The organism is Kribbella sp. NPDC004138, from assembly GCF_053603655.1.
The window spans coordinates 61,941-84,760 of record NZ_JBSGFZ010000011.1 but is presented as its reverse complement, the minus strand read 5'-3'; the positions used below and the strand labels follow the sequence as shown (position 1 = coordinate 84,760).

Sequence of the window (22,820 nt, the reverse complement as noted above, 5' to 3'; positions counted from 1 at the left end):
TCTGAAAACATGCTTGGTCGGTTCACGGTTCGGCCGTCCGACGACGGATCCACTGGATTCGGCGTCTGGGACGGTGCGGTCAACGGGTGGCGTGCAACAGGTATCGGCGACGAGGCGAAGGCGCGGGAGCTCGCCGCCGATCTCGACGTGCAGTACGACGCCCACGGTCCCCGGGCGGCGGACGCCGTGCGGCACGTCGACCCCGCGCAGCCGGTGCAGCGGGCGACCTGGTCCACCGGCGAGCTGGACGTCTGGATCCGCGACAACGGCGTCTGGCTGGGCCGGTTCCGCGACAAGGACGGGCGGATCACCTGGGTGCCGGGCACGGACCTCAGGCCGCTTTAGCCGGGCGGCTTCGGCTTGGCGGCGTCGGCGGGCTGGGGGTTCGGGTCGCCGATCAGGCGTTTCGGCGGCGCGACGAAGCTCTCGGCGGACAGGCCGCGGAGGGCGCCCTGCATGGCGGTCTTCCAGAGCGGGCCGGCGGTGCCGGAGCCGGTCGGGTCGGCGATGTCCTGGCCGTTCAGCGTGTGCCGGTACATCAGGTTGGTGTACGGCAGGTTGGCGTCGGCGACCACCGCCGCCGCGGCCAGGTTCGGGGTGTACCCGGCGTACCAGACGGCCAGGTTCTCCTGGATCGTTCCGGTCTTGCCCGCCATGTCACGGGTGCCGAACCGCAGCCGGCCGCCCGTCCCGCCCGGCATCATCACCGCGCTCAGCACCCGGTTCACGCCGTCCGCGACCGCCCGCGGGAGGACCTGCTTGCAGTCGTACCCAGGGCCCGGTACCGGGCGCCAGGACTTGTCCCGCACCGACGTGACGACGATCGGCGTGCAGTACTTCCCGCGCGCCGCGAACGTGGCGTACGCGTTCGACAGCATCAGCGGCGTCACGTACCCGACACCGAGCGTCATCGAGATCACCTGGTCGAGCGGCTGGCCGGTCTGGCCGTTGTACATCCCGAGCTCGGCCGCGACCGTGGCGACCGCGCACAGCCCGGTCCGCTGCGACAGCTGCAGGAAGTAGGTGTTCGTCGAGAACCGCGCGGCCTCGACCATGGTCAGGTTGCCGCTGTGGGTCGAGTTCTTCGGCCGGTACGTCGGGTCGCGCGTCCAGCCGTGGCAGGTCCGGAACTTCTTGTTGCTCAGATCGATCTGCTGCGGCGAGTTGATCCGGTAGTCCATCGGGATGCCCTGGGACAGCGCCGCGGCGATCGTGAACGCTTTCATCGTCGAGCCGTTCTGGAATCCGCCGTACCCGCCGGCGTAGGACTTCTCGACGTTGTAGTTGTAGTTCGTGTGGAACTTCCCGTTGCCGTACGGGCGGCTCTGCACCATCGCCTTCACCAGGCCGGTGCCGGGCTCGACGATCGTGATCGCGGCGATCGCGGAGTCGGTGCGCTTGCTGTGCTCCTCGATCGACGCCTGCGCCGCCGCCTGGATCCGCGGGTCGATCGAGGTCCGGATCAGCAGCCCGCCGGTCTTCAGGTAGTGGTCGCGGTCCTTCACGGTCGCGCCGAGCGCCGGGTTCGCGAGCAGCTTGGAGACCACGTAGTCGCAGTAGAACGGATACCGCGAGTTGGCGCACCCGTTCGGCACCGGCTCGACCTTCGCCAGGTCGATCACGGGCGTCTTCAGCGCCTGGTTCGCCTGGTGCACCGTGACGACGCCGAGCTCCAGCATGCGTTTGATCACCACGTCCCGGCGGGCCTTGGCGCGGACCAGGTCGTTGGTCGGGTCGTAGCCGGTCGGGTTCTTCACCAGTCCGGCCAGCATCGCGGCCTGCGGGAGCGTGAGATCGGCGGCGGAGGTCCGGAAGTAGTGCTGGGCCGCGGTCTGGATGCCGTACGTCCCGTCGCCGAAGTTCGCCAGGTTCAGGTACCGCTCGAGAATCTCGTCCTTGGACAGCTCGCTCTCGACCGCGATCGCGTACCGCAGCTCGGTGAGCTTGCGCTGGTACGAGACCTCGGTGGCCTTGGCCCGCTCGGCCGCCGTCTTCGCCTTCTCGACCAGGCTCATCTTCACGTACTGCTGGGTGATGCTCGACCCGCCCTGCTGCACCTCGCCGCCGGTCTGGTTGCGGACCATCGCCCGCACGGTGCCCTTCAGGTCGAGCGCGCCGTGGTCGTAGAAGCGGGAGTCCTCGATCGCCACGATCGCCTTGCGCATGATCGGGCTGACCGAGCTCAGCGGCACCGGCACCCGGTTCTGCTCGTACAAAGTCGCGACCAGCGTGCCGTCCGCGGCCAGGATCCGGCTGCGGACGGCCAGCGGGTCGCTCTCGAACTCGCGCGGCAGGCTCTGCACGGTCTCGGCGACCTGCTCCGAGCCGCGTCCGGCGAAGCCGGCGAACGGGATCACGAGCCCCGCCGCCAGCGCACCCGAAAGTACGCTCACGCCGATGAACAGAATCAACGACCGAGCCTTACTGCGACCGCCCCTGCCGGTACGCACCCTTCCAGGCTAGACGAGTGATCAAGCTCCGGGTACCCCGGAATTGATTGCCTCGATCAACTTCGGCCGCAGTTCCCGGGCACTGATCACCGCGTCGACCGACCCCACGTCGCGGGCCCGCTCGATGCTGTGCACCCGGTCGAACTCGGCCGCGACCTCGCCCAGTTTCTCCGCCCGGACGACGGTTCGCACGTCCGCGAGCTCCGTGGCCAGCGCCGCGCGCTCCGCTCCCGAGGCCTCGCCGACGCGCTCGGCCAGCGACGCCACCCGCGGATCCGCGGCGGTCCGCGCGTCGACCTCGGCCGCGAACACGACCGCCGCCGCCGGCGCGCCGCCGAGCACCGACGCGAACGAGCCCTCCACCGCGAGCACGGTCATCGACGGGTTCAGCGACTTCGAGAACACCACGAACGCGCCGCCGTGGTACCGCGACACGACGCAGAACACGATCGGCCCGCGGAAGTTCACCATCGCGCGCCCGATCTCGGCGCCGTACTCGAGCTGCAGGTTCCGCATCGAGTCCGGCGACCCGTCGAACCCGGACAGGTTCGCGAGCACCACCAGCGGCCGGTTCCCGCTGGCCGAGTTGATCGCCCGGGCGACCTTCTTCGACGACCGCGGGAACAGCGTGCCGGCGGTGTAGGTGTCCGGCCCGTCGGTGGGCGGGAACCCGCGCCGCGGCACCGACCGGGACTCGATCCCGACCAGGCACACCGGGAACCCGCCGAGCCGTGCGTCCTGCACGACCGCGGTGTCGGCGTCGGCCATCCCGGCCCAGCGCTCCAGCACCGGGTGGTCCTGATCGGTGACGGCCCGCATCAGCGTGCGGATGTCGAACGCCTTCTTCCGGTCCGGGTTGGTCGCCGCCGAGAAGATCTCGCCGATCGTCTTGAAGTCGCTCCCGGCCACCTCGTGCGGGTACGGCGTGACGTCGCGATCCGCCGGGTCGGACGTCTCCGCCCGCCGCGGCCCGCGCTCCCCCGGCGCGACGTACGTGTGGTCGTAGTACGTCATCAGCACGTCCCGGGCGCCCTTCAGGTCCGGCGCCCAGTACTGCCCCTGGCCGTTCGGGCCCATCACCCGGTCGTAGCCGCCGATGCCGAAGTTGTCCTCGGCCGAGACGCTGCCGGAGAAGTCGAGCGTTTGCTTGCCGGTCAGCACCATCGCGCTGTCCGGCGTCATCACCAGGATGCCCTTGGTGTGCATCAGCATCGTCGCCTCGGCGTTCCAGTACGGCTGCGCGCCGACGTTGATACCCGCGACCACGACGTTGATCTCGCCGCCGGCCTGGGTGAACTCGACGATCCGCTTCAGCGCCTTGGCGACCCAGTCCATGTTCTCGGTGCCGGAGTCCATCGAGATCCGGGCGCCCGCGGACAGCGAGTACCACTCGACCGGGACCCGCATCCGCTCGGCCAGGTCGAGGGCCGCGATGATTCGCGAGCACTCCGCCTCGGCCACCGCGCCGAGCGCCTTGGTCGGGTCGCCGCTCATCGCGACCCGGGTGACGCCGTCCGGGTACCGGTCGGTCGGGGTGCTGACGATGCCGACGATGATGCCGGCCTTGTTCAGGCCCTTCGGGCGGTCCACAGGCACCAGGTTGCCGCTGTCGTCCAGGTCGTGCTCGACGAACGAGCCGCCCTGGCCGGCGACCATACCGCTGACCTCGTACGGGTAGATCGTGTTCCGCCGCCGGGAGCGCTGCACCTTCTGCGCGTAGTCGTCGAGCGGCAGCAGCCGGCCGGTCGGCGGCTCCTCGATCGACGTCACGACCCCAGCGCCGTGCTGGTAGTAGAACCGCGCCGCGACCGGGTTGACCGACCCGTCCGGCGCCGCGACGTCGCCCTGCACCAGGACCTCCTCGATCCCGGCGCCGGCGGTCATCGGGGCGATGTTGCGCTGCAGCGCGGTCACCTCGTCGACCTGGACGTTCACCACCGGCCAGATCTGCACCCAGACGTGGTTCATGTCGAGTTTCGCGCCGGCCGCGCCGCGCGCGGTCCGGGCCCGGCGGATCGCCTCCAGGCAGTTCGAGATCGCGCGCTCCGCGTGCGGCAGCGACGTGACCTGGCCGTCCTCGTCCCGGGCGACCGCGAACTGGCGGACCTGCGCCAGCGCGACGAGCCTCCGGTCGGCCTCGTTGTCGCGGGCGACGCAGTAGTAGAGCAGCACGTCCTCCGGCGCGTCCAGCCGGGTGATCCGGAAGTCGCGCAGCCGCCAGAGGTTCAGGCGGCGGCCGACCATCGGGTGCACGCCGCGGACGTTGTCGTCCTCGGCCATCGACCCGCCGGCCGGCCGGTAGGTGAAGTACGAGACCGGGCGGCCCTGTCCCGGGGCGACCGCGACCGAGATCCGCCGGACCCGCTGGGCGATCGGCAGGTCCGCGACCATCCGGCGGTACAGGTCCGAGGCCTCCTGCTGCGACTCGGGCAGGTCCGGGCCGTACAGGTACAGCTCGAGGACGGCCTCGTGGCCCGCCGTCCGGGCTTCGATCCGGTCGGTCAGCGCGCGCGACAGGCCGCTGTCCCGGTCGGCCAGCTCGGCGACCGTGCCGACCGTCGTGACCAGGTGGCTCGGGCGATCGTCGATCGTGTAGTCGGCGGTCGCGAACGGCCGCCCGTCGACGGCGAACTCGCGCAGGTCGTGCAGTTCGTACTCGCGGTAGTGCCGCCGGACGAGCACCTCGAGCATCGGCTCCCGCTCGCCCCAGCCGTGCTCCAGCCGCTCGGCGAGGAACCGGACGATCGGCTCCGGGATCGCGGCCAGCGCATCGATCCGGCGCTGCCGGTCCGGCGAGTCCGGGTGCGCGGCCAGGTCGGCGACCTCGTCGCCCACGCCCGCGATGATCGAGGCCCGCTCGGCGTCGACCTGGGGCTGGTCGAACCAGCGGAACCGCACGCTCCGGGCCAGGTCCCCGACGACCGGGAAGCGCAGCTGCGTGGCCAGCACCAGCCGGTCGAGCAGCTCGTGCACGGCCTCGTCCAGCGGCGCGTCCGGCAGCGGCTCGGCGATCCACCGCTGCAGCACCGACGTCACCAGCAGCACGTCCGGAGTCGAGCGCTGCTGTGCCAGGAAAATCCGGAAGACCGCCTCCTCCAGCTCCGGGCTGCGCTCCAGCCCGGTCACGCCGTAGTGGCTCAGCACGCGGGTCAGGCGGGCCTGGAACTCGGCCGGCAGCCCGCCGCGGTCCGGATCCAGGCTCTGCAGGTAGGTGTAGAAGTACTCGCGCGGGCTGTGCACCCGGTTCTCGAGGGTGGTGTCGGTGCCGGCCGGCCGGTTGCGGCTCAGCTCGGCGAAGTCCGCGAACACCGTCAGCAGCTCGATCTCGGCGCCCACCGGCGGCTCGGAGCGCTGGTGCGCGAGCTCCGACCGCGCCGACAGGTAGTCGGCCAGCATGCCGCCCTCGTCCTGCGGGTCGATGTCGAAGCCGAGCAGCATGCTCCGCAGATCGTCCAGCCCGCGCTCCACCCGCTCGGCCGCGGACTTCTCCCCGGTCCCGTTCGGCAGATCCAGCTGTACGCCGTTCTGCACCGGAGCGGCCTGCTCCACCGCCGCCTCGTCCGCCACCGGCTCCAGCCGCAGCAGCGGCGCACCGGTCTCCACCTGGCTACCGGTCGAGACCTGCAGTTCCTTCACGGTGGCCTTGAACGGCGCGTACAGCACCGTCTCCATCTTCATGCTCTCGAGCACCAGCACCGGTGCGCCGGCCTCGACCTCGGCACCGGCCTGCACCGGCGTGGCCACGACGAGCGCCGGCGCGGGCGACCGAAGTACGCCGCCCTCGTCCCGGCTCACGCGGTGCGTGACACCGTCGACCTCGACCAGGTGCACCGGGCCGTGCGTCGCGGTCACCAGCCGGAACCGCTGCCCGCCGACGACCAGCCGGCCGCGGTAGTCGTCCAGCCGCTCCAGCTCGGCGTCCACCACCTTCAGGTGCTCGTTGCCGTTGCCGACGCCGACCCGGAACCGCTCCGGCCCGATCCGCGCGATCGTCACCCGGTAGCTCGCGCCGCGCAGCTTCAGGTCGATCGCGCGGCCGACCTCGTGCTGGACCTGCGGACGGCCGCCGTGCGCGGTCTCCAGCAGCCGGGTCCGCTCGACCTGCTCGGCGTCCTCGTACCCCTCGATCGCGGCCGCGACCAGCGCGACGCCCGAGTGCCGGTGCGACACCAGACGACCCTCGCCGCGGACCCGGTCGATCCAGCCGGTGTCCGCACTGCCGTCGATCACCTCGGGCTGGTCGAGCAGCTCGAGGATGAAGCTCTTGTTGGTCGCGCCGCCCTCGATCAGCACGGTCGTCGCCTGCATGGCGCGCCGCAGCCGCGCCAGCGCCTCCTCGCGGGTCCGCCCGTAGCCGATGATCTTCGCGATCATCGAGTCGAAGTCGGCCGGGATGCTGTCCCCGGCGCTCACCCCGGTGTCGACCCGGATGCCCGGGCCGGCCGGCAGGTCCAGGACGACGATCCGGCCGGGCGACGGCGCGAAGTCGCGGTCCGGGTCCTCGGCGTTCAGCCGGGCCTCGACCGCGTGCCCGCTCTCCACCGGCCGGGCGCCTTCCAGCCGGCCGCCGGACGCGACGTGCAGCTGCGCCTTCACCAGGTCGAACCCGGTGGTCAGCTCGGTGATCGGGTGCTCGACCTGCAGCCGGGTGTTCACCTCGAGGAACGCGAACGACTTCTCGCCCGGGTGGTACAGGAACTCGACCGTCGCGGCCCCGCGGTACCCGACCGCGATGGCCAGCCGCTCCGCCGACGCCTTCAGGTCCTCGACCTGCGACGCGGACAGCAGCGGGGACGCGGACTCCTCGATCACCTTCTGGTTGCGGCGCTGCACCGAGCAGTCCCGGACGCCGAGCGCCCACGCCGTCCCCTCGCCGTCGGCGATCACCTGGACCTCGACGTGCCGGGCGCCGGTGACGAGGCGCTCCAGGAACACCACGCCGCTGCCGAAGGCGCGCGCGGCCTCCTCACTGGTCCGCGCGTACGCGTCGGACAGCTCGTCGGCGGAGCCGACCATCCGGATCCCGCGGCCACCGCCGCCGGCCGTTGCCTTCAGCATCAACGGGTAGCCGATCCGGTCGGCGGCCGCGAGCGCGGCGTCGAGCGACTCGACCGCTCCGCGGCTCCACGGCGCGACCGGGACGCCGACCTCCTCGGCGATCAGCTTCGAGCCGATCTTGTCGCCGAGCTTGCGCATCGCCGCGGCCGACGGGCCGATGAACGTGACGCCGATCCGGTCGCACAGCTCGGCGAACGCGGGGTCCTCGGCAACGAATCCCCAGCCGACCCAGGCGGCGTCCGCGCCGGTCTCGCGCAGCGCGCGCTCCAGCACCCCGAGGTCGAGGTACGGGCGGGCCGACGCCGGGCCGAGCGGGTAGGTGATGTCCGCGGCCCGCACGAAGGTCGCGGTGCGCTCGCCGTCGGTGAACAAGGCCACGGTCTCGATCGGGTCACCGCCTTCGGCGTTGACTTCCCGGACCGCGTTGATCAGCCGCATCGCGGCCTCACCCCGGTTCACGATTGCGATACGCTTGAACATCGACCGCCTCCCTGTCGCACCCTGCCTTGTATTGCTGGGATCGCCAGCTCTGGCACAGGTTTTCAGCACATCACCGTTACCGTCGAGTCGGCCCCCTGTTCAGGCGTGTTTCGACCTCTGGTACCACGTCTCGCGCGAACCGGATCGTCTGCTCCAGCGGGTCGGCTTCCGGCCAGAACACGAACGCCCGGAACGGCTGCCGCGTGACCAGCTCGGTGACGAAGTCCGCCCACTGTCCCGGCGTCCCCCGCAACGGAGCGTCACCGTGCGTCGTGTCGGTGTCACCCGGCCCGTCGGTCACCGTGCCGACGATCTGCGCGATCCGCAGCACGTCGGCCGGATCGCGGCCCGACGCCTTGGCCGCCTCGTCGATGATCGCGTTCGCGGGCGCCAGATCCTGGTACGGCAGGTAGCTCGGGATCGGCGCCGCCCAGCCGTCGGCCAGCCGCCCCGTCAGCCGCAGCGACCGCGGGCCGATCGAGCCGATCCAGATGCCGATGTCGTGCGGCGGCGCCGGGACGGGGCGGGTGTTCACCGCGTAGTACTTGCCCTCCGCAACCACTCGCTCGGCGCCGGACCACAGCCGCCGCAGCAGGCCGATCCCTTCCTCCAGGGCCTCGATCGCCTCGCCCGGCGTCCGGTCCGGACCACCGAAACCCTTGATCGCGCGCGGGATGCCGCCGGCGCCGATGCCGAGCTCGAACCGTCCGCCGGACACCCGGTCGAGCGTCGCCGCGAGATTCGCGAGCATCGTCGGCGGACGCAGCGGCAACGGCGTCACGTCGGGGAAGAACCTCAACCGCTCGGTGCGGCTCATCAGGTCCCCGATCACCGCCATCGCGTCGAGCTGCGCCGGAGCGTACGGGTGGTCCTGCACACCGACGTACGTCAGGCCGCCCTCCTCCGCGGCGGCCACGACCTCGCGGTGTTCGGCGAGGTCCGGGGTCGGTGTCACCTGTACTCCGAAATCAACCATGTCTCGAGCATGACCCCAGGGTGCGGAAAACTGCGCGGCAGGGCTTTTGGGAGGGGAACCGAAGTGACGCAGGAACTGATTACGCAACTACGCAGCGAGGTCGCCGGACCGGTGTTCGCGCCGGGTGACGAGGGGTACGCCGAGGAGCTGTCCGGGTTCAACCTGGCGGTGACGCACACGCCGGACGTCGTGGTCGGGCTGACGTCCGAGGACGACGCGGTCGCGGTCGTGCGGGCCGCGGCGGCGAGCGGTACGCCGGTCCGCGTGCTGGCGACCGGCCACGGCATCCCGACCCCGATCCGGGACGGCATCGTCGTGACGACCGGCCGGATGACCGGCGTGACCGTGGACGCCGAGGCGCAGGTCGCGCACATCGCCGCGGGCAGCCGCTGGGCCGAGGTGGTCGCGGCGGCCGCACCGCACGGGCTGGCGCCGATCACCGGCGCGTCCGACGCGGTCGGCTGCATCGGGTACACGCTCGGCGGCGGGCTCGGCCCGCTGGCCCGGACGTACGGCTTCTCGTCGGACTGGGCCCGCGGCTTCCGGGTCGTGACCGCGTCCGGCGAGGCGGTGACCGCGAACGCGACCGAGCACGCGGACCTGTTCTGGGCGCTGCGCGGCGGCAAGGGCGGGTTCGGCATCGTCACCGCGATGGACTTCGGGCTCGTCGAGCTCGGCACGCTCTACGGCGGCTCGGTGTTCTTCGACGCCGAGTACATCGCCCCGGCCCTGACCACCTGGGCCGAGTGGACCAAGACGCTGCCGGAGAGCGCCAACACGTCCGTCGTCATCCTGCGGCTGCCGCCGCTGGAGTTCATCCCGGAGCCGTTGCGCGGCAAGACGGTGCTGAGCGTGCGGTTCGCGTACGTCGGCGCCGCGGCCGACGGGAAGGCGCTCTTCCAGCCGATCCGGGACGCCGGCACGACGCTGATCGACGCCGTCGGCGAGATGCCGGCGAGCGACATCGCGCTGATCCACAACGACCCGAAGGACCCGACGCCCGCCTGGGACCGCGGGCTGATGCTCGACGAGCTGGACGCCGAGTTCGTCACCGCGTTCCTGGAGGTGGCAGGCCCGGACCAGCAGCTCCCGCTGGTCGCGGTCGAGCTGCGGCACCTCGGCGGCGCCACCGAGCGCGACGTCCCGGAGGGCAGCGCGGTCGGCGGCCGCAGCGGTGCCGGCACGCTGACGATGATCGGCGTACCGGACCCGAACCTGTTCGAGAAGGTGCTGCCGGCAACGGTCGACGCGGTGCTCGGCCGGCTCGAGCCGTGGGTGTGCACGGAGACCACGGTGAACTTCGCCGGCGGCTTCGCGCTGCCCGGGTCGTACCAGGCGTCCTGGCCGGCCGACACGTTCGCGCGGCTGGCCGACGTCCGCGCGGCCTACGACCCGGACGCGCTCTTCCCGTTCGGGCCCCGCCAGGAGAACTCGGGTTCGTAGCCGAGCAGGCGGCGCGCCTTCTCGATCGACAGCAGGGTGTCGTTCGGGCCGAACGGCCGCTTCACCGGAACGCCGGGGAACACCTCGGCGAGCAGCTCCTCGTTCGGCCGGGACATCACCGTGTCGGCGTTCGCGACGATGAACACGTCCGTCCCGGTCACGTCGTACTCGAGCGACTTCCGGACGGCCTGCGCGCCGTCGCGGGCGTCGATGTACCCCCAGAGGTTCCACTTGCGCGCGTGCGCGTCCGCGTCGAACCCGGGGAACCGGGCGTAGTCCTCCGGGTACATCACGTTCGAGAAGCGCAGGCCGATCAGCTTCAGGTCCGGGTGCCACCGGCACAACTGCCGGGCCAGCTCCTCCTCGAGCGTCTTGACCAGCGAGTAGGTGCTGTTCGGCCGCGGCGGGTAGTCCTCGTCCACCGGCACGTACGGCGGGAACTCGTCGAACGGCAGCCCGAGCACGGTCTCGCTGGACGCCCAGACGATGTTCCGGACACCGGCCCGCAGCGCGGCCGAGAACACGTTGTACGTCACGGTCATGTTGTTGTGGAAGGTCGCCGCGTTCGGCCGCAGCCCCGGCGCCGGGATCGCGGCGAGGTGCACCACCGCGTCGACGCCGTCGTGCCGGTCGTCGATACCGGCGATCGCCTCGTAGGTCTGGCCGAAATCGGTCAGGTCCACGCGTGTCGACGTCACATCGGCCCGCGCCGGTGCAGCCTGGTCGAGAGCGACCACGTCCCAGCCGTGGTCCGCCAGGTGGTCGACGACGGCCTTGCCGAGCTTGCCGCTACTTCCGGTGACCGCTACCCGCCTCGCCTCGTTCACGCCGAGATCATCGCACTAATGTGTGACATGCCACTGTGGAAGGACACATCGTGAAACTTGCTGGCCGGATGGATCGGTTGGGAACCGAGTCGGCGTTCGAGGTGCTCGCCAAGGCGAAGGCCCTGGAGGCCCGAGGACGCGAGATCGTGCACCTGGAGATCGGCGAACCCGACTTCGACACGCCGCCGCACGTGATCGCGGCCGCGCAACAGGCCCTCGACAAGGGGTTCACGCACTACGTGCCGGCGCCCGGCATCCCCGAGCTGCGGACCGCCGTCGCGGACTTCCTCGGCCGCACGAACCGGCTGGCCACGACGCCCGACCGGGTGCTGATCACCCCGGGCGCGAAGCCGATCATGTTCTTCACGATCCTGGCGCTCTGCGAGGAGGGCGACGAGGTCCTCTACCCGGACCCAGGCTTCCCGATGTACGCGTCGATCACGTCGTTCGCCGGTGCGAAGCCGGTGCCGGTGCCGCTGCGCGAGGAGAACGGGTTCGTCATCGATCCCGACGAACTGCGGTCGCTGGTGACGGACCGGACCAAGCTGCTCATCCTGAACTCCCCGCACAACCCGTGCGGCAGCGCGTCGACGCCGGAGCAGCTGCAGGCGATCGCCGAGATCGCGATCGAGCACGACCTGGTCGTGCTCAGCGACGAGGTCTACTGGGCACTGCGGTACGACGGGGAGCACCACAGCGTGCTCGACCTGGACGGTATGGCGTCGCGGACGATCCTGCTCGACGGCTGGTCGAAGACGTTCGCGATGACCGGCTGGCGGCTGGGGTTCGGCGTGTTCCCCGAGCCGCTGGTCGAGCCGGTGACCCGGCTGATGATCAACTCGGTCTCGTGTACGTCGGCGTTCAGCCAGCACGCCGCGATCGCCGCCCTCGAAGGCCCCTGGGACGACGTCGACCGGATGCTCGAGGCGTTCCGCGAGCGGCGTGAGGTGATCGTGTCCGGGCTCAACGCCGTACCGGGCGTGTCGTGCGTGGAGCCGGGCGGAGCGTTCTACGCCTTCCCGAACATCACCGAGCTCGGCGTCTCCGCCGCCACCCTGGCCGACCGGCTGCTCGACGAGGCCGGCGTCGCCTGCCTGCCCGGCACGGCGTTCGGCACGTACGGCGAGGGCCACCTGCGCTTCTCGTACGCGAACTCGGTCGAGAACATCCGCCGCGCCCTCGACGCCTTCACGACTCTCGTGCGCTGACCGCCATCAGCCAGTCGGCGCCCACCACCCGGTAGCCGAGCCGGTACAGACCACGCAGGATGCCGGGCACATGCTTGGCGCCGTACACCACGGCCACCTCGAGCTCCTCGTCGCCGCGGTCCCGGACCACTTCGGCGACCGCCGCGACAGCACGGTCGTCGCGGCGGTCGAGCAGCAGGTCGAAGAAGCGGTCCCACTCCGCGCCGCGCAGCTCCTCCTGCCGGGTCGGCAGGTCGTCGACCTCGATGTCGGGTGTCAGCAGCGCCCGCCGCCCGGCGAAGAACTGGCCGATCGTCACGACCGGGGTCGCTGCCCACAGCATCGCGCGGGTCTTCCACGGCAGCTCGTCGAAGCCGTCCTGGAACTCCTCGCCGGACATGTCCGGGGCCACGAACGGCACGCCGAGGTCGTCGTACGGAATGTCGTCCTCGATCAGCCCGGACTCGGCATCGGCCGGCAACACGCGGTACGTCATGGTCATCCCCTCGACCGCCGACGACTGACCCTGGATGCCTTCGACGACGAGCAGGTCGCACCCGCGCAGCCGCGCCTCGACCTCGCGGAAGAACTGCGGCTCGGCCACGTGCAGCATCGGGAAGATCACGATCGCCGGTCCCCCGCCGCGCTTGGTCAGCCGCAGTACGGCGGACCGGGTGCCGACGATGCTGTTCTCGATGATCTGCATGTCCCCATCCCCCAACGGCCGTGTGGCACAGTGAGCTGATCATGACTGATCAGCACGGGCACACCCATCGGCTCGATCTCGACGACGCGTCCGTCCGGGAGTGGGACGCGACGGTGGTCGGATCGGATCCCGAGCGCGGGATCGTGCTCGACCGGTCCGCGTTCTACCCGGGTGGCGGCGGGCAGCCGCCGGACCAGGGGGTGCTGCTGTGGGGCGGCGTCCGGACCCGGATCGTCGGGACCACCAAGGGTGACGACCTGTATCTCGTACCGCACGAGGACGACCCGGTCCCGCCGGCCGGGACCGCCGTCCGCGGGGCGCTCGACGACGAACGGCGTACCCAGCTGATGCGGACGCACTCCGGCCTGCACGTGCTGACCGGGGTGGTGTTCCGCGACTTCGGCGCCCTCGTCACCGGCGGGAACATGGAGCCGCTGTCGGCGCGGATGGACTTCGACCTGGCCGAGGTGCCGCCGGACTTCAAGGACCGGGTCGCCGAGGCGGTGAACGCGGAGATCCGCACCGACCGCCGGATCACGGTGAGCAACTTGCCGCGCGACGAGGCGTTCGCGATCCCGGACATCATCCGGACCGCGACCAACCTGCTCCCGCCCGATCTCGAGGTGGTCCGGATCGTCGACATCGCCGGCCTCGACACCCAGGCCGACGGCGGCACCCACGTCGCCTCGACCGCGCTGATCGGCCGCATGGAGGTCGTCAAGATGGAGAGCAAGGGCCGGGGCTTCCGGCGTCTCCGGGTGCGGATCGTCTGAACTGGCCGACGGTCAGTCGGCCGGCTGCTGCTTCTGCTCGGCGGCCTGCCGGCGCACGTCGGCCTGGACCGCGCGCTCGTGGTCGAGCCAGTCCGGGTTCTCGGTTTTGATCGCCTCGATCTGGGTGCTGGTGAGCGCCTCGGTGATGCCGGCCCGGGCCAGCCCGCTGATCGACACCCCGAGCTTCGCGGCCACCACCGGGCGCGGGTGCGGACCGTCGCGGCGCAGGTCGCGCAGCCACTCGGGCGGGTCCGCCTGCAGCGCGTTCAGTTCGTCGCGCGACACCTCGCCGTCCTGGAACTCCGCCGGGGTGGCCGGCAGGTACACGCCGAGCTTCTTCGCCGCCGTGGCAGGCTTCATGGTCTGGGTCTTGCGCGCCGTCATGGCAGCAGCGTATCGGCAGGTAGCCTGACCACCGTGACCGGATTCCGGCTGGGCTACGTCCCCGGCGTGACGCCCGCGAAGTGGGCCCGGATCTGGACCGAGCGACTCCCCCGCGTTCCGCTCGAGCTCGTCCAGGTCACCGCCGCGGACGCCCCCGGCGTCCTGCGCCGGACGGAGGTCGACGCCGCCCTGCTCCGGCTCCCGATCGACCGCACCGGGCTGCACGCGATCCCGCTGTACGTCGAGCAGACCGTCGTCGTGGTCCCCAAGGACCACCTGATCACCGCCGCCGACGAAGTCACGCTCGACGATCTGGCCGACGAGCTGATGCTGCATCCGCGCGACGACGTCCTCGACTGGGAGCATCCGCCCGGCCGGTTGATCGACGACCGCCCGGCCCGGACCGCCGACGCGGTCGAATTGGTTGCCATGGGCACCGGGCTGCTGGTCGTACCGCAGTCGCTGGCCCGCCTGCACCACCGTAAGGACCTCACCTACCGCCCGCTGGCCGGCGTGCCGGAATCGCAGGTCGCGCTCAGCTGGCCCGAGGACGAGACCAGCGAACTCGTCGAGCACTTCATCGGCATCGTCCGCGGCCGGACCGCGAACAGCACCCGCGGCCCCGCCGTCGCGAAGAAGCGGCCGGTCCGGACCCCGCCGCCGCCCCGTCCGAAGAAACCGCGCCGCCGCCGCTAGATTTCAGTTGAGCCTTCAACTATCATCGTCGTATGGCGATCTTCCGGTTGAACCACGCGGTCCTGTACGTGCGCGACGTCGCGGCGAGCGTCGCGTTCTACCGAGACGTTCTCGGCTTCGGTTACACCGAGACCGGTGACGCCATCCCCGGCGCGGCGTTCCTGCGCGCGCCCGGGTCCACCAACGACCACGACCTGGGCCTGTTCCAGATCGGTTCACAGGCCGGCCCGTCGGGCGCCGGGCGGACCACGGTCGGGCTGTACCACCTCGCCTGGGAGGTGGACACCCTCGGCGACCTGGAGGACCTGGCCGCCGCGCTCAGCGAGCACGGCGCCCTGGTCGGCGCGTCCGACCACGGCACCACGAAGTCGCTCTACGGCAAGGACCCTGACGGCCTCGAGTTCGAGATCGTCTGGATCATCCCTGCCGACCTGCTCACCGACGAGGACCGGGGCAGGACCGGCATCGCCCGGCTCGACCTCCCGGCCGAGATCGGCAAGTACGGCCGCGAGGCGCGGAGCGGCGTCGGCATCTCCCGCGTCGGCTGACACTGACGAAAGGAGGTGTGCCGCGATCCGCGCGGGTTCGCGGCGGACTCAGGCGGGCGACGGCATATACGTAGACGACTACGTCCTGTCGTCACGGCACAGGTGGTCGGCGATGCGGAGAGCATTGGCGAGGACGGTGAGGACCGGGTTGACCCCGCCGTTGGTGACATGGACGGAGGCGTCGGCGATCCAGACGTTGTCGTGGCCCCAGACCTTGCCGTACGGGTCGGTGACCGAGCGTGCGGCGTCGTCGCCCATCCGGCAGGTGCCGGCCTGATGCTGGCCGGTGCTCGCCCCGCCCAGCGTACCGAGCTTGCCGACCGCCGTCCGGACCGCGCCCGCTTCCTCGAGCCAGGCCTTCGCCTTGGCGCTCATGAAACCGTGCGCACGGACGTCCTCCGGGTGGATCGACCCGCTGGTCACCACCACGGGGTTGCCGAGACGGTCCACGACGGCCGGATCGACGCGCACACGTGAGTCCGCCGATGTGACTTCCTGGATCGGGCCCACCACCCGGAGCATCCGCCGTACCTGGAGACGCATTCCGTCCACGCTCTCCGCGCCGGCCGGCGGGATCAGCCCGGCACCGGTCAGGTAGTCGTACGTCGCCGCGGGCGTCGGCACGAACTCGTTCGCGAGCATGCCGCCGCCGACGATCCCGTCGTTGCCGTGCCGGAAGTCGCAGGTCGCGATCGACACTCCGGGCCCGACGAGATCGGCGACCTCGTCCGCGAACAGTCCGACCGCACCGGCGTACACATGCGCCTGCAGGTGCCGGCCGACCTGGTCCTGGTTGTTGCCGATCCCGTCCGGCTCGCCGTCGTGCGCGCTGTTCAGCAACAGCCGCGGTGTCTCGGATGCCCCGGCGGCGACCACCACCTCATCGCACGACACGGTACGTCGCCAGCTCCCGTCGCTCGCAGCCAATGCGACGCCGACGACCCGGCCGGTCGAGTCGGTCACGAGACGCTCCGCCGTGGTCTCGGTGACGAGCGTGCAGTTCCCGGTTGCGAGCGCCGCGGGCAGTGCGGTGTTGTGCGTCCCACCCTTCGCCTCCACCGGGCAGGCGAACCCGACGCACAGGCCGCACCGCACACATCCCGCGCGTCCTTGGTAGTCGACCGAGTTGATGAGCAGCGGTACGTCGAGCGTCCCCCACCCCAGGCGGTCCGCCGCAGCGGCCAGCGCCGAGGCCGGTCCGGTCCGCGGCAGCGGCGGCATCGGCAACGGGATCGACCGCGGCGCGTGCCACGGATCGGTCCCACCACCGCTGACCCCGAAGCGCTGCTCCGCCAGCGAGTAGTAGGGCTCGAGGTCGTCGTAAGAGATCGGCCAGTCGGCGAGCGCGCTCCCGTCCGGTACGCCGTACGTCGTGGCCATCCGGAAGTCCCGCGGCACGAAGCGCCACGCCTGCGCGCCGTACACGCGGGTGCCGCCGCCGACCGTGAACGCGTTGTTCCCCCAGCCGCCGTCGGGCGGGAGCACCTCGCTCCGTACGCCGTCCACCAGGGACACCCGCGGACGCCCTGCCGGATCCGGGTCCGTCAGCGCCGGAAGGCCGGCCACCGACCGCGGATTGCGGAGGTGGTCGCGCGCCAACGACTCCGTCGACGGGTAGCTGCCGAGCTCGACGACGAGCACCGACCGCCCCGACTCGGCGAGCACCTGGGCCGCCGCGCCGCCGCCTGCGCCGGACCCGATCACCACGCAGTCGTACCGCTCCGCCACCTGTTCAAGCGGCGTCACGGTCAGGTCGGTCCGCACCGGCTCCACCTCGCCGCTCCGCCAGCCGACCATCGCCCAGGCCGCCGGATCCGCGTAGAACCCCTGCGCGATCAACCGCACCAGCCAGGCCCGGTCCGCGTCCGTCGCGTTCGAGAGCCCGCGCTCCACGCGACCGAGCCAGTCCGGCCGATCCTGCGTCAGCACCTGCTCGACGAAACCGACCGCCGCCCGCTGCCACCCCTGCCCCGGCACCACGGACTCCGACAGCCGCTCCAACCCGACCCGTTGCTCTTCAGACAGGCGCACCCGCAGATCCTTTCACGATTCGAGGTTCTGTACTTGCTGGTCCATTTTTTGCGAGCAACGCTGTGGGCATGGCACTTGACGACTATTACCTGCTCGGGCGATCGGGGCTGCGGGTCAGCCGGCTCGCCCTGGGCACGATGAACTTCGGGCAGTCCGGTTTCCACGCGCCGTACGGCAGGACCGAGGACGAGGCGCGGGCGATCTTCCGGGCCTATGTCGATGCCGGCGGCAACTTCATCGACACCGCCGACTTCTACACCGCGGGTGAGAGCGAACGGATCCTCGGCCGGCTGATCGCCGAGGCCGGCGTCCGGGAGCGGATGGTGCTCACCACGAAGGCCACCAACAGCGTCGACTCCGGCGACCCGAACGCGGGCGGCAACAGCCGCAAGCACCTGATCCGCGCGCTCGACGAGTCCCTGCGCCGGCTCGGCACCGACTACGTCGACCTGTTCCTGCTGCACACCTGGGACCGCATCACGCCGGTCGACGAGGTGCTGCGGACCCTCGACGACCTCACCCGCGCCGGCAAGATCCGGTACGCCGGGCTGTCCGACGTACCGGCCTGGTACGCCGCCCGCGCGCAGACCCTCGCCGACGCGCACTCGCTGACGCCGATGGTCAGCCTGCAACTGCCGTACTCGCTGGCGGAGCGGACGATCGAGACCGAGCACGTTGGGATGGCGCAGCAGCTCGGTCTCGGGATCACGGCGTGGAGCCCGCTGGCGGGCGGCTTCCTGACCGGCAAGTACCGGCGTGACGACACCCACGGCGTGACCGGCGACGGCCGGCTGACCGGGGACGGCGCACCGGAGCGCACGTGGACGGAGCAGCACTGGGACCTGCTCGCGACGGTCCGGGACGTTGCGGACAAGCTCGGCGTGACACCGGCGCAGGTTGCGGTCAACTGGGCCGCGACCCAGCCCGGGATCGCGTCCGCGATCGTCGGGGCGAGCCGCCCCGAGCAGCTCGAGTCCAGTATCGCGGCGCTCGGTTTCGAGCTGCCGGCCGAGCTCCGGGCCGCCCTCGACGAGGCAGGCGCCGTCCCGCCCGACTCGGTCTACCGGATGTTCACGCCGCAGTACCAAGGCTGGCTGGTGAATCCGGGAGCGAAGGTGGCCGACAAGCCGGCCGGATACCAGCCGCCGGTGCTCAACTGGCGCTGAGGTAGTCCAGGCACAGGTCGAGCGCGTACTCCAGGTGTGTCGACGAGCCGGACGACATCAGAATCGCGACGCCACCCTGGATCGCGGCGATCAGTGCGCCGGCCGCGCGGGCGGGATCCACATCGGCACGGATCTCGCCCGTGGCCTGCATCTCCCCGATGCCGAGCTCGAGCCGGTGCTGCCACTGCGCGAGCAGCTGACCCGTCACCGCCTGGGCGGCCGGGGTGTGCCGGCCGATCTCGGTGATCAGTACGCCGAGCGGGCAGTGCACGCCCTGCCGGCGGTACTTCTCGACCACGGCGTCCCGCCAGTCGTGCCACGCATCCCAGGTGGTGAGCTTCCCCAGGTGCGGCTCCTGGTCCTCGAGCACCTGCTGGGCCTCGCGCTCGGCGACGGCGAGCAGCAACTGCTCCTTGCCCTCGGGGAAGTAGTGGAACAGCTGGCTCTTCCCGGTCCGGCTGCGCCGGCCGATGTCGTCCAGCTTCACCGCGGTGATGCCCCGCTCCCGGATCTCCGCCGCGGCCGCCGCCACGATCCGCTGGCGCGTCGCCACGCCCTTCGCTGTCAGCACACCGTCAAATGTACCTGCGGGTTCATTCGTTCAGCGCGGCCAGCTTCGCGAACACCGGCTTCGGCTCCCAGTGCCCGTCGTCGTCGACCGCGACCAGCCCGTACGACGAGAGGTCGAGATCGTGCTCCGGGTCGTCCGGACGGTGCGGCAGTGCGAAACCCGCGAAGCTGAACCAGAACGCCGCCGCCAGCTCGATCCGGTCGAACTCCTCGACGAGCTCGATCAGGTACTCCACTTGCTCCTCCTCGTCCCGCTCGTACCCGCCGTTGACGACCGGCGGGTCGACCTCGCGGTTCACGATCATCCAGCCGGTTCCGCCGCGGTCGGCCGCGCCGCGGTAGGCGCAGCAACCGAACTCGGTCGCGACGACCGGCTTGCCCCACTTCTTCCGCGCCGCCAACTCCTCGGCGAAAGTCGCCGCGTTGGCGGCGTCCCGGTACGCGTCGACGGCGACGATGTCGAACAGGTCCCAGTTCACGTCTTCCCACAGCCCCGCGGCGTATGTGATCCGGCCGCCGAAGACGCTCCGCGCCGCGGACGCCAACTGCTGCTGAACCTCGCCCCAGCGCGCGAGTCCCGCCTGCAACTGCGTGAGCTTCGCGGGATCGGTCCAGGTCGCGGGATCGGCCAGCAACGCCAGCCGCTCCCCCGACGTCTCGCCGGGCACGAAACCCTTGCAGAACACGGACAGCTCGCACCCGAGCACGAGCACCACCTCTCCCCGGCCCGACTGCCGCAGCGCCTCGGCGCGCCGGCCGCAGTCGGTCAGGAAGGCGACGAACTCGTCCGGCTCCAGGTCCATCGGCACCGGCGAGAACCACAGCTCCAGACCCGCCGCCAGCGCGGCCTCGCCGGCCGTCCCGAGCCGGTCCGGATCGTTGCCCGACACCCGGACCGCGGGCGCGTGCAGCTGGTCGGCGATCACCGTCAGGTCGCGGCGCACCTCGTCGGCGTCGAAGCGCTCGCGGGTACTGCGGCCGTCGTACCGCAGGCCGGTGTCGTAGTTCACCCCGATCGAAAGCATGACCAGCACGGTAGCAAGCAAAGTCATACCCAGTACATCTTTTTATCCGGTATGGTCAGCGCCATGGAGGGGCGCCGGGAGCGGAAGAAGGCGGAGGTCCGGGCCCGGATCTCGGAGATCGCGACCGCGCTGTTCCTCGAGCACGGGTTCGACGCGGTGTCGGTCTCGGAGGTCGCCGAGGCGGCCGACGTCGCGCGGCCCACGGTGTTCGCGCACTTCGCGCGCAAGGAGGACCTGCTGTTCGACCGCTATCCCGAGGCCGAGGCGCTGGTCGTGGCCGCGGTCGAGGATCGTCCGGCCGGGACGTCCGCGGTGCACGCACTGTCCGGTCTGCTCGTCACGCTCGCCGACGAAGGGCATCCGCTGTCGGCGATGCGCGGGCAGTTCCGCCGCTTCTGGGAGGTCGTCGCCGAGTCCCGGGCGCTGCAGTCCCGCGCTCGCGAACTCCTCGACCAGCTAGAGCAGGCGATTGCCGCCGCGATGGCGCACACCGCCGTACCGGAGCCGCGGCTGACCGCCGCGCTCGCAGTCGCCGCGTATCGCACCGTCCATCTGGAGGCGGTACGCCGGATCCTCGCCGGCGAAGACGCCACGGCTGTCGCGGTGGACCACCGCGCGCAGACCCTGCACGCCCTCGCCGTCGTCGCCGGTCACCTGGCAGACGTCAGGTAGGCGGCGATCGCGCGGGCGCAGTCGACGGACTCCGCACGCGAGCTGTCCACCTCGACGTCGTACGTGACGCCCTCGTGGACGACGTACGCCTGCTGCGCGGCCATGCCGCGGGTGCGGTCGCCGCGGGCCAGTTCGCGCCCGGCGGCGACCTCGGGGTCGCAGTGGACGCCGACGAACAGCGTCTCGACGTCACCGGCCGCGTCCCGCCAGCGCTGCTGCGAGCCGGCGCCGCCGAGGAAGACGTCGTCGACGATCACCCGGCCGCCGGCCCGGCACATCGCCACGATCCCGGCGGTCCAGGCCGCGTCCAGCTCGCGGAACGCGGGCCCGACCGAGACCTCGCCGTCCGGTCCGAACTCGATCCCGCCGTCCATCACCGCGGGCAGCGCGTCCACGAAGTCGTCCACGCTGAACCCCAGCCAGGGCTCCGGCAGCACCGCCTGCAGACAGCGCACGATCCCGGTCTTCCCGGAGCTGGAGCCGCCGTTGATGATGATCAGTCGAGCCGTCACCCGCGCAAGGCTAGGGCCTGACCGGCCGTCGCCTCGACAGATTTCCTGCGCCGCGCGAGCCCGAGCAGCGGCAGCGCCAAGGTCTGGATCCCCGCCGTCACCAGGTACGCCGGCCCGTAGCCCCAGGCGTCCGCGGACCGGCCGAGCACCGGCTGGATCACGACGCCGCCGGCCGATCCGAGCAGGCTGTCGAACGACAGCACGGTCGCCCGTTGCGCCGACGGGATGTGGCTGTTCAGGTACGCCTGCCGCACCGGCGACATCGCCGCGAACAACGTGCCCCACAGCATCAGCAGCACGAGCGCGACGCCGAACGACGTGACCAGCCCGATCACCGCGATCACCACTCCGGACGCGGTGATCGCCCCGATCAGGATCCCGATCCGGTCCCGGAACACGCGGGCGACGGACGCCGCGGACGCACCGCCGGCGATCTGCGCCGCGGCGACGATCCCGGCCGACAGACCCGCGATCGCGTACGAGCCGGTGTGTCCGTACAACTGCAGCAAGTACGGCTGAGCGGCGTAGAAGCCGTAGACGGTCGCCCCCGCCGTGAACGGCCCCGCCAGCATGACCCAGCGCACCCGCCGGTCGAGCAGCCCGTGCCGCAACGACGCCCGGACGATCCCGGCCATCTCGCCCCGCACGGACCCGCGGGCCTTCGGGGTGAAGCCGATGTCGCGCATCGACCGCGCGGCCACCACGAAGGTGACCAGCAGCAAGGCGGCCCGCACGACGTACGGCGTGCCCAGGTTCGTGAGCTGCGCCAGCACCCCGCCGCCGATCGTGCCGGCCATCATCGCGATCCCGTTCACCACCTGCCCTTTCGCGAACGCCGCGTCCAGCGACCCGGCGTACCCGGTCGCGTGCAGTCCGTCGACGAGCCACGCCTCGGTCGCGCCGCTGAAGAACGTGAACCCGAGACCGAGCAGCATCGACACGATCGCCCACCACACGAACGGCGCGTGCGCACGCCACAGCAGCAGGTACAGCACCGTGGTCCCGATCAGTGTGGCGGTGCCGAGCAGGTACGACGTACGCCGCCCGACCGTGTCCGCGACCACGCCGGTCGGCACCTCGAACAGCACCATGCCCGCGGTGAAGAACGCGTTCGCGGCGAACGTCTGCCCGATCCCCAGTCCGGCGTCGAGCAGGAACAACGTGTTGATGCCCCAGATCATCGACGACGCGCCCGTCGACACCGCGACCAGCGTGAGGTAGGTCCGTAGTACCCGTTCGGCTGTCATATCCGCTACGTCGGAGCCGGGAGCGGCGGTTCGACACGCCGTAGCTCCGGGGGCGGGTATCGTCCGGGG

19 protein-coding genes are annotated in these 22,820 nt (G+C 71.3%); 8 read left to right on the top strand and 11 right to left on the bottom strand.

Going from position 1 to position 22,820, the window contains the following annotated elements:
• Nucleotides 1-9: 9 nt before the first annotated feature.
• Nucleotides 10-345 carry a hypothetical protein gene (locus ACWEOO_RS17490; protein ID WP_359923938.1) on the top strand — a complete coding sequence of 112 codons (336 nt, stop codon included), beginning with the start codon at nt 10-12 and terminating at the stop codon, nt 343-345.
• On the opposite strand, the gene ACWEOO_RS17485 is transcribed toward ACWEOO_RS17490, so the two are convergent.
• From ACWEOO_RS17485 to ACWEOO_RS17475, 3 genes are all read right to left on the bottom strand, one after another.
• Nucleotides 342-2,393, bottom strand: a complete 2,052-nt coding sequence (locus ACWEOO_RS17485; protein ID WP_452143837.1) for a transglycosylase domain-containing protein — start codon at nt 2,391-2,393, stop codon at nt 342-344. The genes ACWEOO_RS17490 and ACWEOO_RS17485 overlap by 4 nt on opposite strands.
• 78 nt (nt 2,394-2,471) lie before the next feature.
• A complete protein-coding gene (locus ACWEOO_RS17480; protein WP_452143836.1) occupies nt 2,472-7,988 on the bottom strand; it encodes an ATP-binding protein in 5,517 nt (1,838 codons plus the stop codon).
• A gap of 76 nt (nt 7,989-8,064) precedes the next feature.
• The gene (locus ACWEOO_RS17475) at nt 8,065-8,964 is read right to left on the bottom strand and encodes an LLM class flavin-dependent oxidoreductase (protein WP_452143835.1); all 900 of its coding nucleotides are present in this window, start codon (nt 8,962-8,964) and stop codon (nt 8,065-8,067) included.
• A 63-nt stretch (nt 8,965-9,027) separates the two neighbouring features.
• On the opposite strand from ACWEOO_RS17475, the gene ACWEOO_RS17470 reads away from it, so the two are divergent.
• Nucleotides 9,028-10,407, top strand: coding sequence for an FAD-binding oxidoreductase (locus ACWEOO_RS17470; RefSeq protein ID WP_452143834.1), 1,380 nt, complete (start codon nt 9,028-9,030; stop codon nt 10,405-10,407).
• On the opposite strand, the gene ACWEOO_RS17465 is transcribed toward ACWEOO_RS17470, so the two are convergent.
• Nucleotides 10,350-11,234 carry an NAD-dependent epimerase/dehydratase family protein gene (locus ACWEOO_RS17465; protein ID WP_452143833.1) on the bottom strand — a complete coding sequence of 295 codons (885 nt, stop codon included), beginning with the start codon at nt 11,232-11,234 and terminating at the stop codon, nt 10,350-10,352. The two genes, ACWEOO_RS17470 and ACWEOO_RS17465, sit on opposite strands and share 58 nt — an antisense overlap.
• Before the next feature lie 50 nt (nt 11,235-11,284).
• On the opposite strand from ACWEOO_RS17465, the gene ACWEOO_RS17460 reads away from it, so the two are divergent.
• The gene (locus tag ACWEOO_RS17460; RefSeq protein WP_452143832.1) at nt 11,285-12,442 is read left to right on the top strand and encodes a pyridoxal phosphate-dependent aminotransferase; all 1,158 of its coding nucleotides are present in this window, start codon (nt 11,285-11,287) and stop codon (nt 12,440-12,442) included.
• On the opposite strand, the gene ACWEOO_RS17455 is transcribed toward ACWEOO_RS17460, so the two are convergent.
• On the bottom strand, nt 12,423-13,127 hold the full coding sequence (locus ACWEOO_RS17455; protein WP_452143831.1) for a hypothetical protein: 705 nt from the start codon (nt 13,125-13,127) through the stop codon (nt 12,423-12,425). The genes ACWEOO_RS17460 and ACWEOO_RS17455 overlap by 20 nt on opposite strands.
• A gap of 41 nt (nt 13,128-13,168) precedes the next feature.
• Between ACWEOO_RS17455 and ACWEOO_RS17450 the strand changes: the two genes are divergently transcribed.
• The gene (locus ACWEOO_RS17450) at nt 13,169-13,900 is read left to right on the top strand and encodes an alanyl-tRNA editing protein (protein ID WP_359923918.1); all 732 of its coding nucleotides are present in this window, start codon (nt 13,169-13,171) and stop codon (nt 13,898-13,900) included.
• Between the two features lie 12 nt (nt 13,901-13,912).
• On the opposite strand, the gene ACWEOO_RS17445 is transcribed toward ACWEOO_RS17450, so the two are convergent.
• Complete coding sequence (locus ACWEOO_RS17445) at nt 13,913-14,284, bottom strand: DUF5997 family protein (protein WP_359923916.1); 372 nt, start codon at nt 14,282-14,284, stop codon at nt 13,913-13,915.
• Nucleotides 14,285-14,317: 33 nt separating this feature from the next.
• Here ACWEOO_RS17445 and ACWEOO_RS17440 point away from each other — a divergent pair, with 33 nt between their 5' ends.
• Both ACWEOO_RS17440 and ACWEOO_RS17435 read left to right on the top strand, forming a co-directional pair.
• Nucleotides 14,318-14,980 carry a LysR family substrate-binding domain-containing protein gene (locus ACWEOO_RS17440; protein ID WP_452143830.1) on the top strand — a complete coding sequence of 221 codons (663 nt, stop codon included), beginning with the start codon at nt 14,318-14,320 and terminating at the stop codon, nt 14,978-14,980.
• Between the two features lie 32 nt (nt 14,981-15,012).
• A complete protein-coding gene (locus ACWEOO_RS17435; RefSeq protein ID WP_452143829.1) occupies nt 15,013-15,528 on the top strand; it encodes a VOC family protein in 516 nt (171 codons plus the stop codon).
• A 78-nt stretch (nt 15,529-15,606) separates the two neighbouring features.
• On the opposite strand, the gene ACWEOO_RS17430 is transcribed toward ACWEOO_RS17435, so the two are convergent.
• Entirely contained in the window at nt 15,607-17,559 is a 1,953-nt protein-coding gene (locus tag ACWEOO_RS17430; RefSeq protein WP_452143828.1) for a GMC oxidoreductase, read from the bottom strand.
• A 68-nt stretch (nt 17,560-17,627) separates the two neighbouring features.
• On the opposite strand from ACWEOO_RS17430, the gene ACWEOO_RS17425 reads away from it, so the two are divergent.
• A complete protein-coding gene (locus tag ACWEOO_RS17425) occupies nt 17,628-18,725 on the top strand; it encodes an aldo/keto reductase (RefSeq protein ID WP_452143827.1) in 1,098 nt (365 codons plus the stop codon).
• Here ACWEOO_RS17425 and ACWEOO_RS17420 read toward each other — a convergent pair.
• Together ACWEOO_RS17420 and ACWEOO_RS17415 are read right to left on the bottom strand one after the other, a co-directional pair.
• Nucleotides 18,712-19,296 carry a TetR/AcrR family transcriptional regulator gene (locus tag ACWEOO_RS17420; protein WP_452143826.1) on the bottom strand — a complete coding sequence of 195 codons (585 nt, stop codon included), beginning with the start codon at nt 19,294-19,296 and terminating at the stop codon, nt 18,712-18,714. The two genes, ACWEOO_RS17425 and ACWEOO_RS17420, sit on opposite strands and share 14 nt — an antisense overlap.
• Before the next feature lie 22 nt (nt 19,297-19,318).
• Entirely contained in the window at nt 19,319-20,320 is a 1,002-nt protein-coding gene (locus ACWEOO_RS17415) for a hypothetical protein (protein ID WP_452143825.1), read from the bottom strand.
• 63 nt (nt 20,321-20,383) lie between these two features.
• On the opposite strand from ACWEOO_RS17415, the gene ACWEOO_RS17410 reads away from it, so the two are divergent.
• The gene (locus ACWEOO_RS17410) at nt 20,384-20,992 is read left to right on the top strand and encodes a TetR/AcrR family transcriptional regulator (RefSeq protein ID WP_452143824.1); all 609 of its coding nucleotides are present in this window, start codon (nt 20,384-20,386) and stop codon (nt 20,990-20,992) included.
• Here ACWEOO_RS17410 and cpt read toward each other — a convergent pair.
• A complete protein-coding gene (gene cpt, locus ACWEOO_RS17405) occupies nt 20,971-21,504 on the bottom strand; it encodes a chloramphenicol phosphotransferase CPT (protein ID WP_452143823.1) in 534 nt (177 codons plus the stop codon). The two genes, ACWEOO_RS17410 and cpt, sit on opposite strands and share 22 nt — an antisense overlap.
• On the bottom strand, nt 21,501-22,751 hold the full coding sequence (locus tag ACWEOO_RS17400; RefSeq protein ID WP_452143822.1) for an MFS transporter: 1,251 nt from the start codon (nt 22,749-22,751) through the stop codon (nt 21,501-21,503). The genes cpt and ACWEOO_RS17400 overlap by 4 nt, the downstream gene beginning before the upstream one ends.
• Between the last annotated feature and the right edge of the window lie 69 nt (nt 22,752-22,820).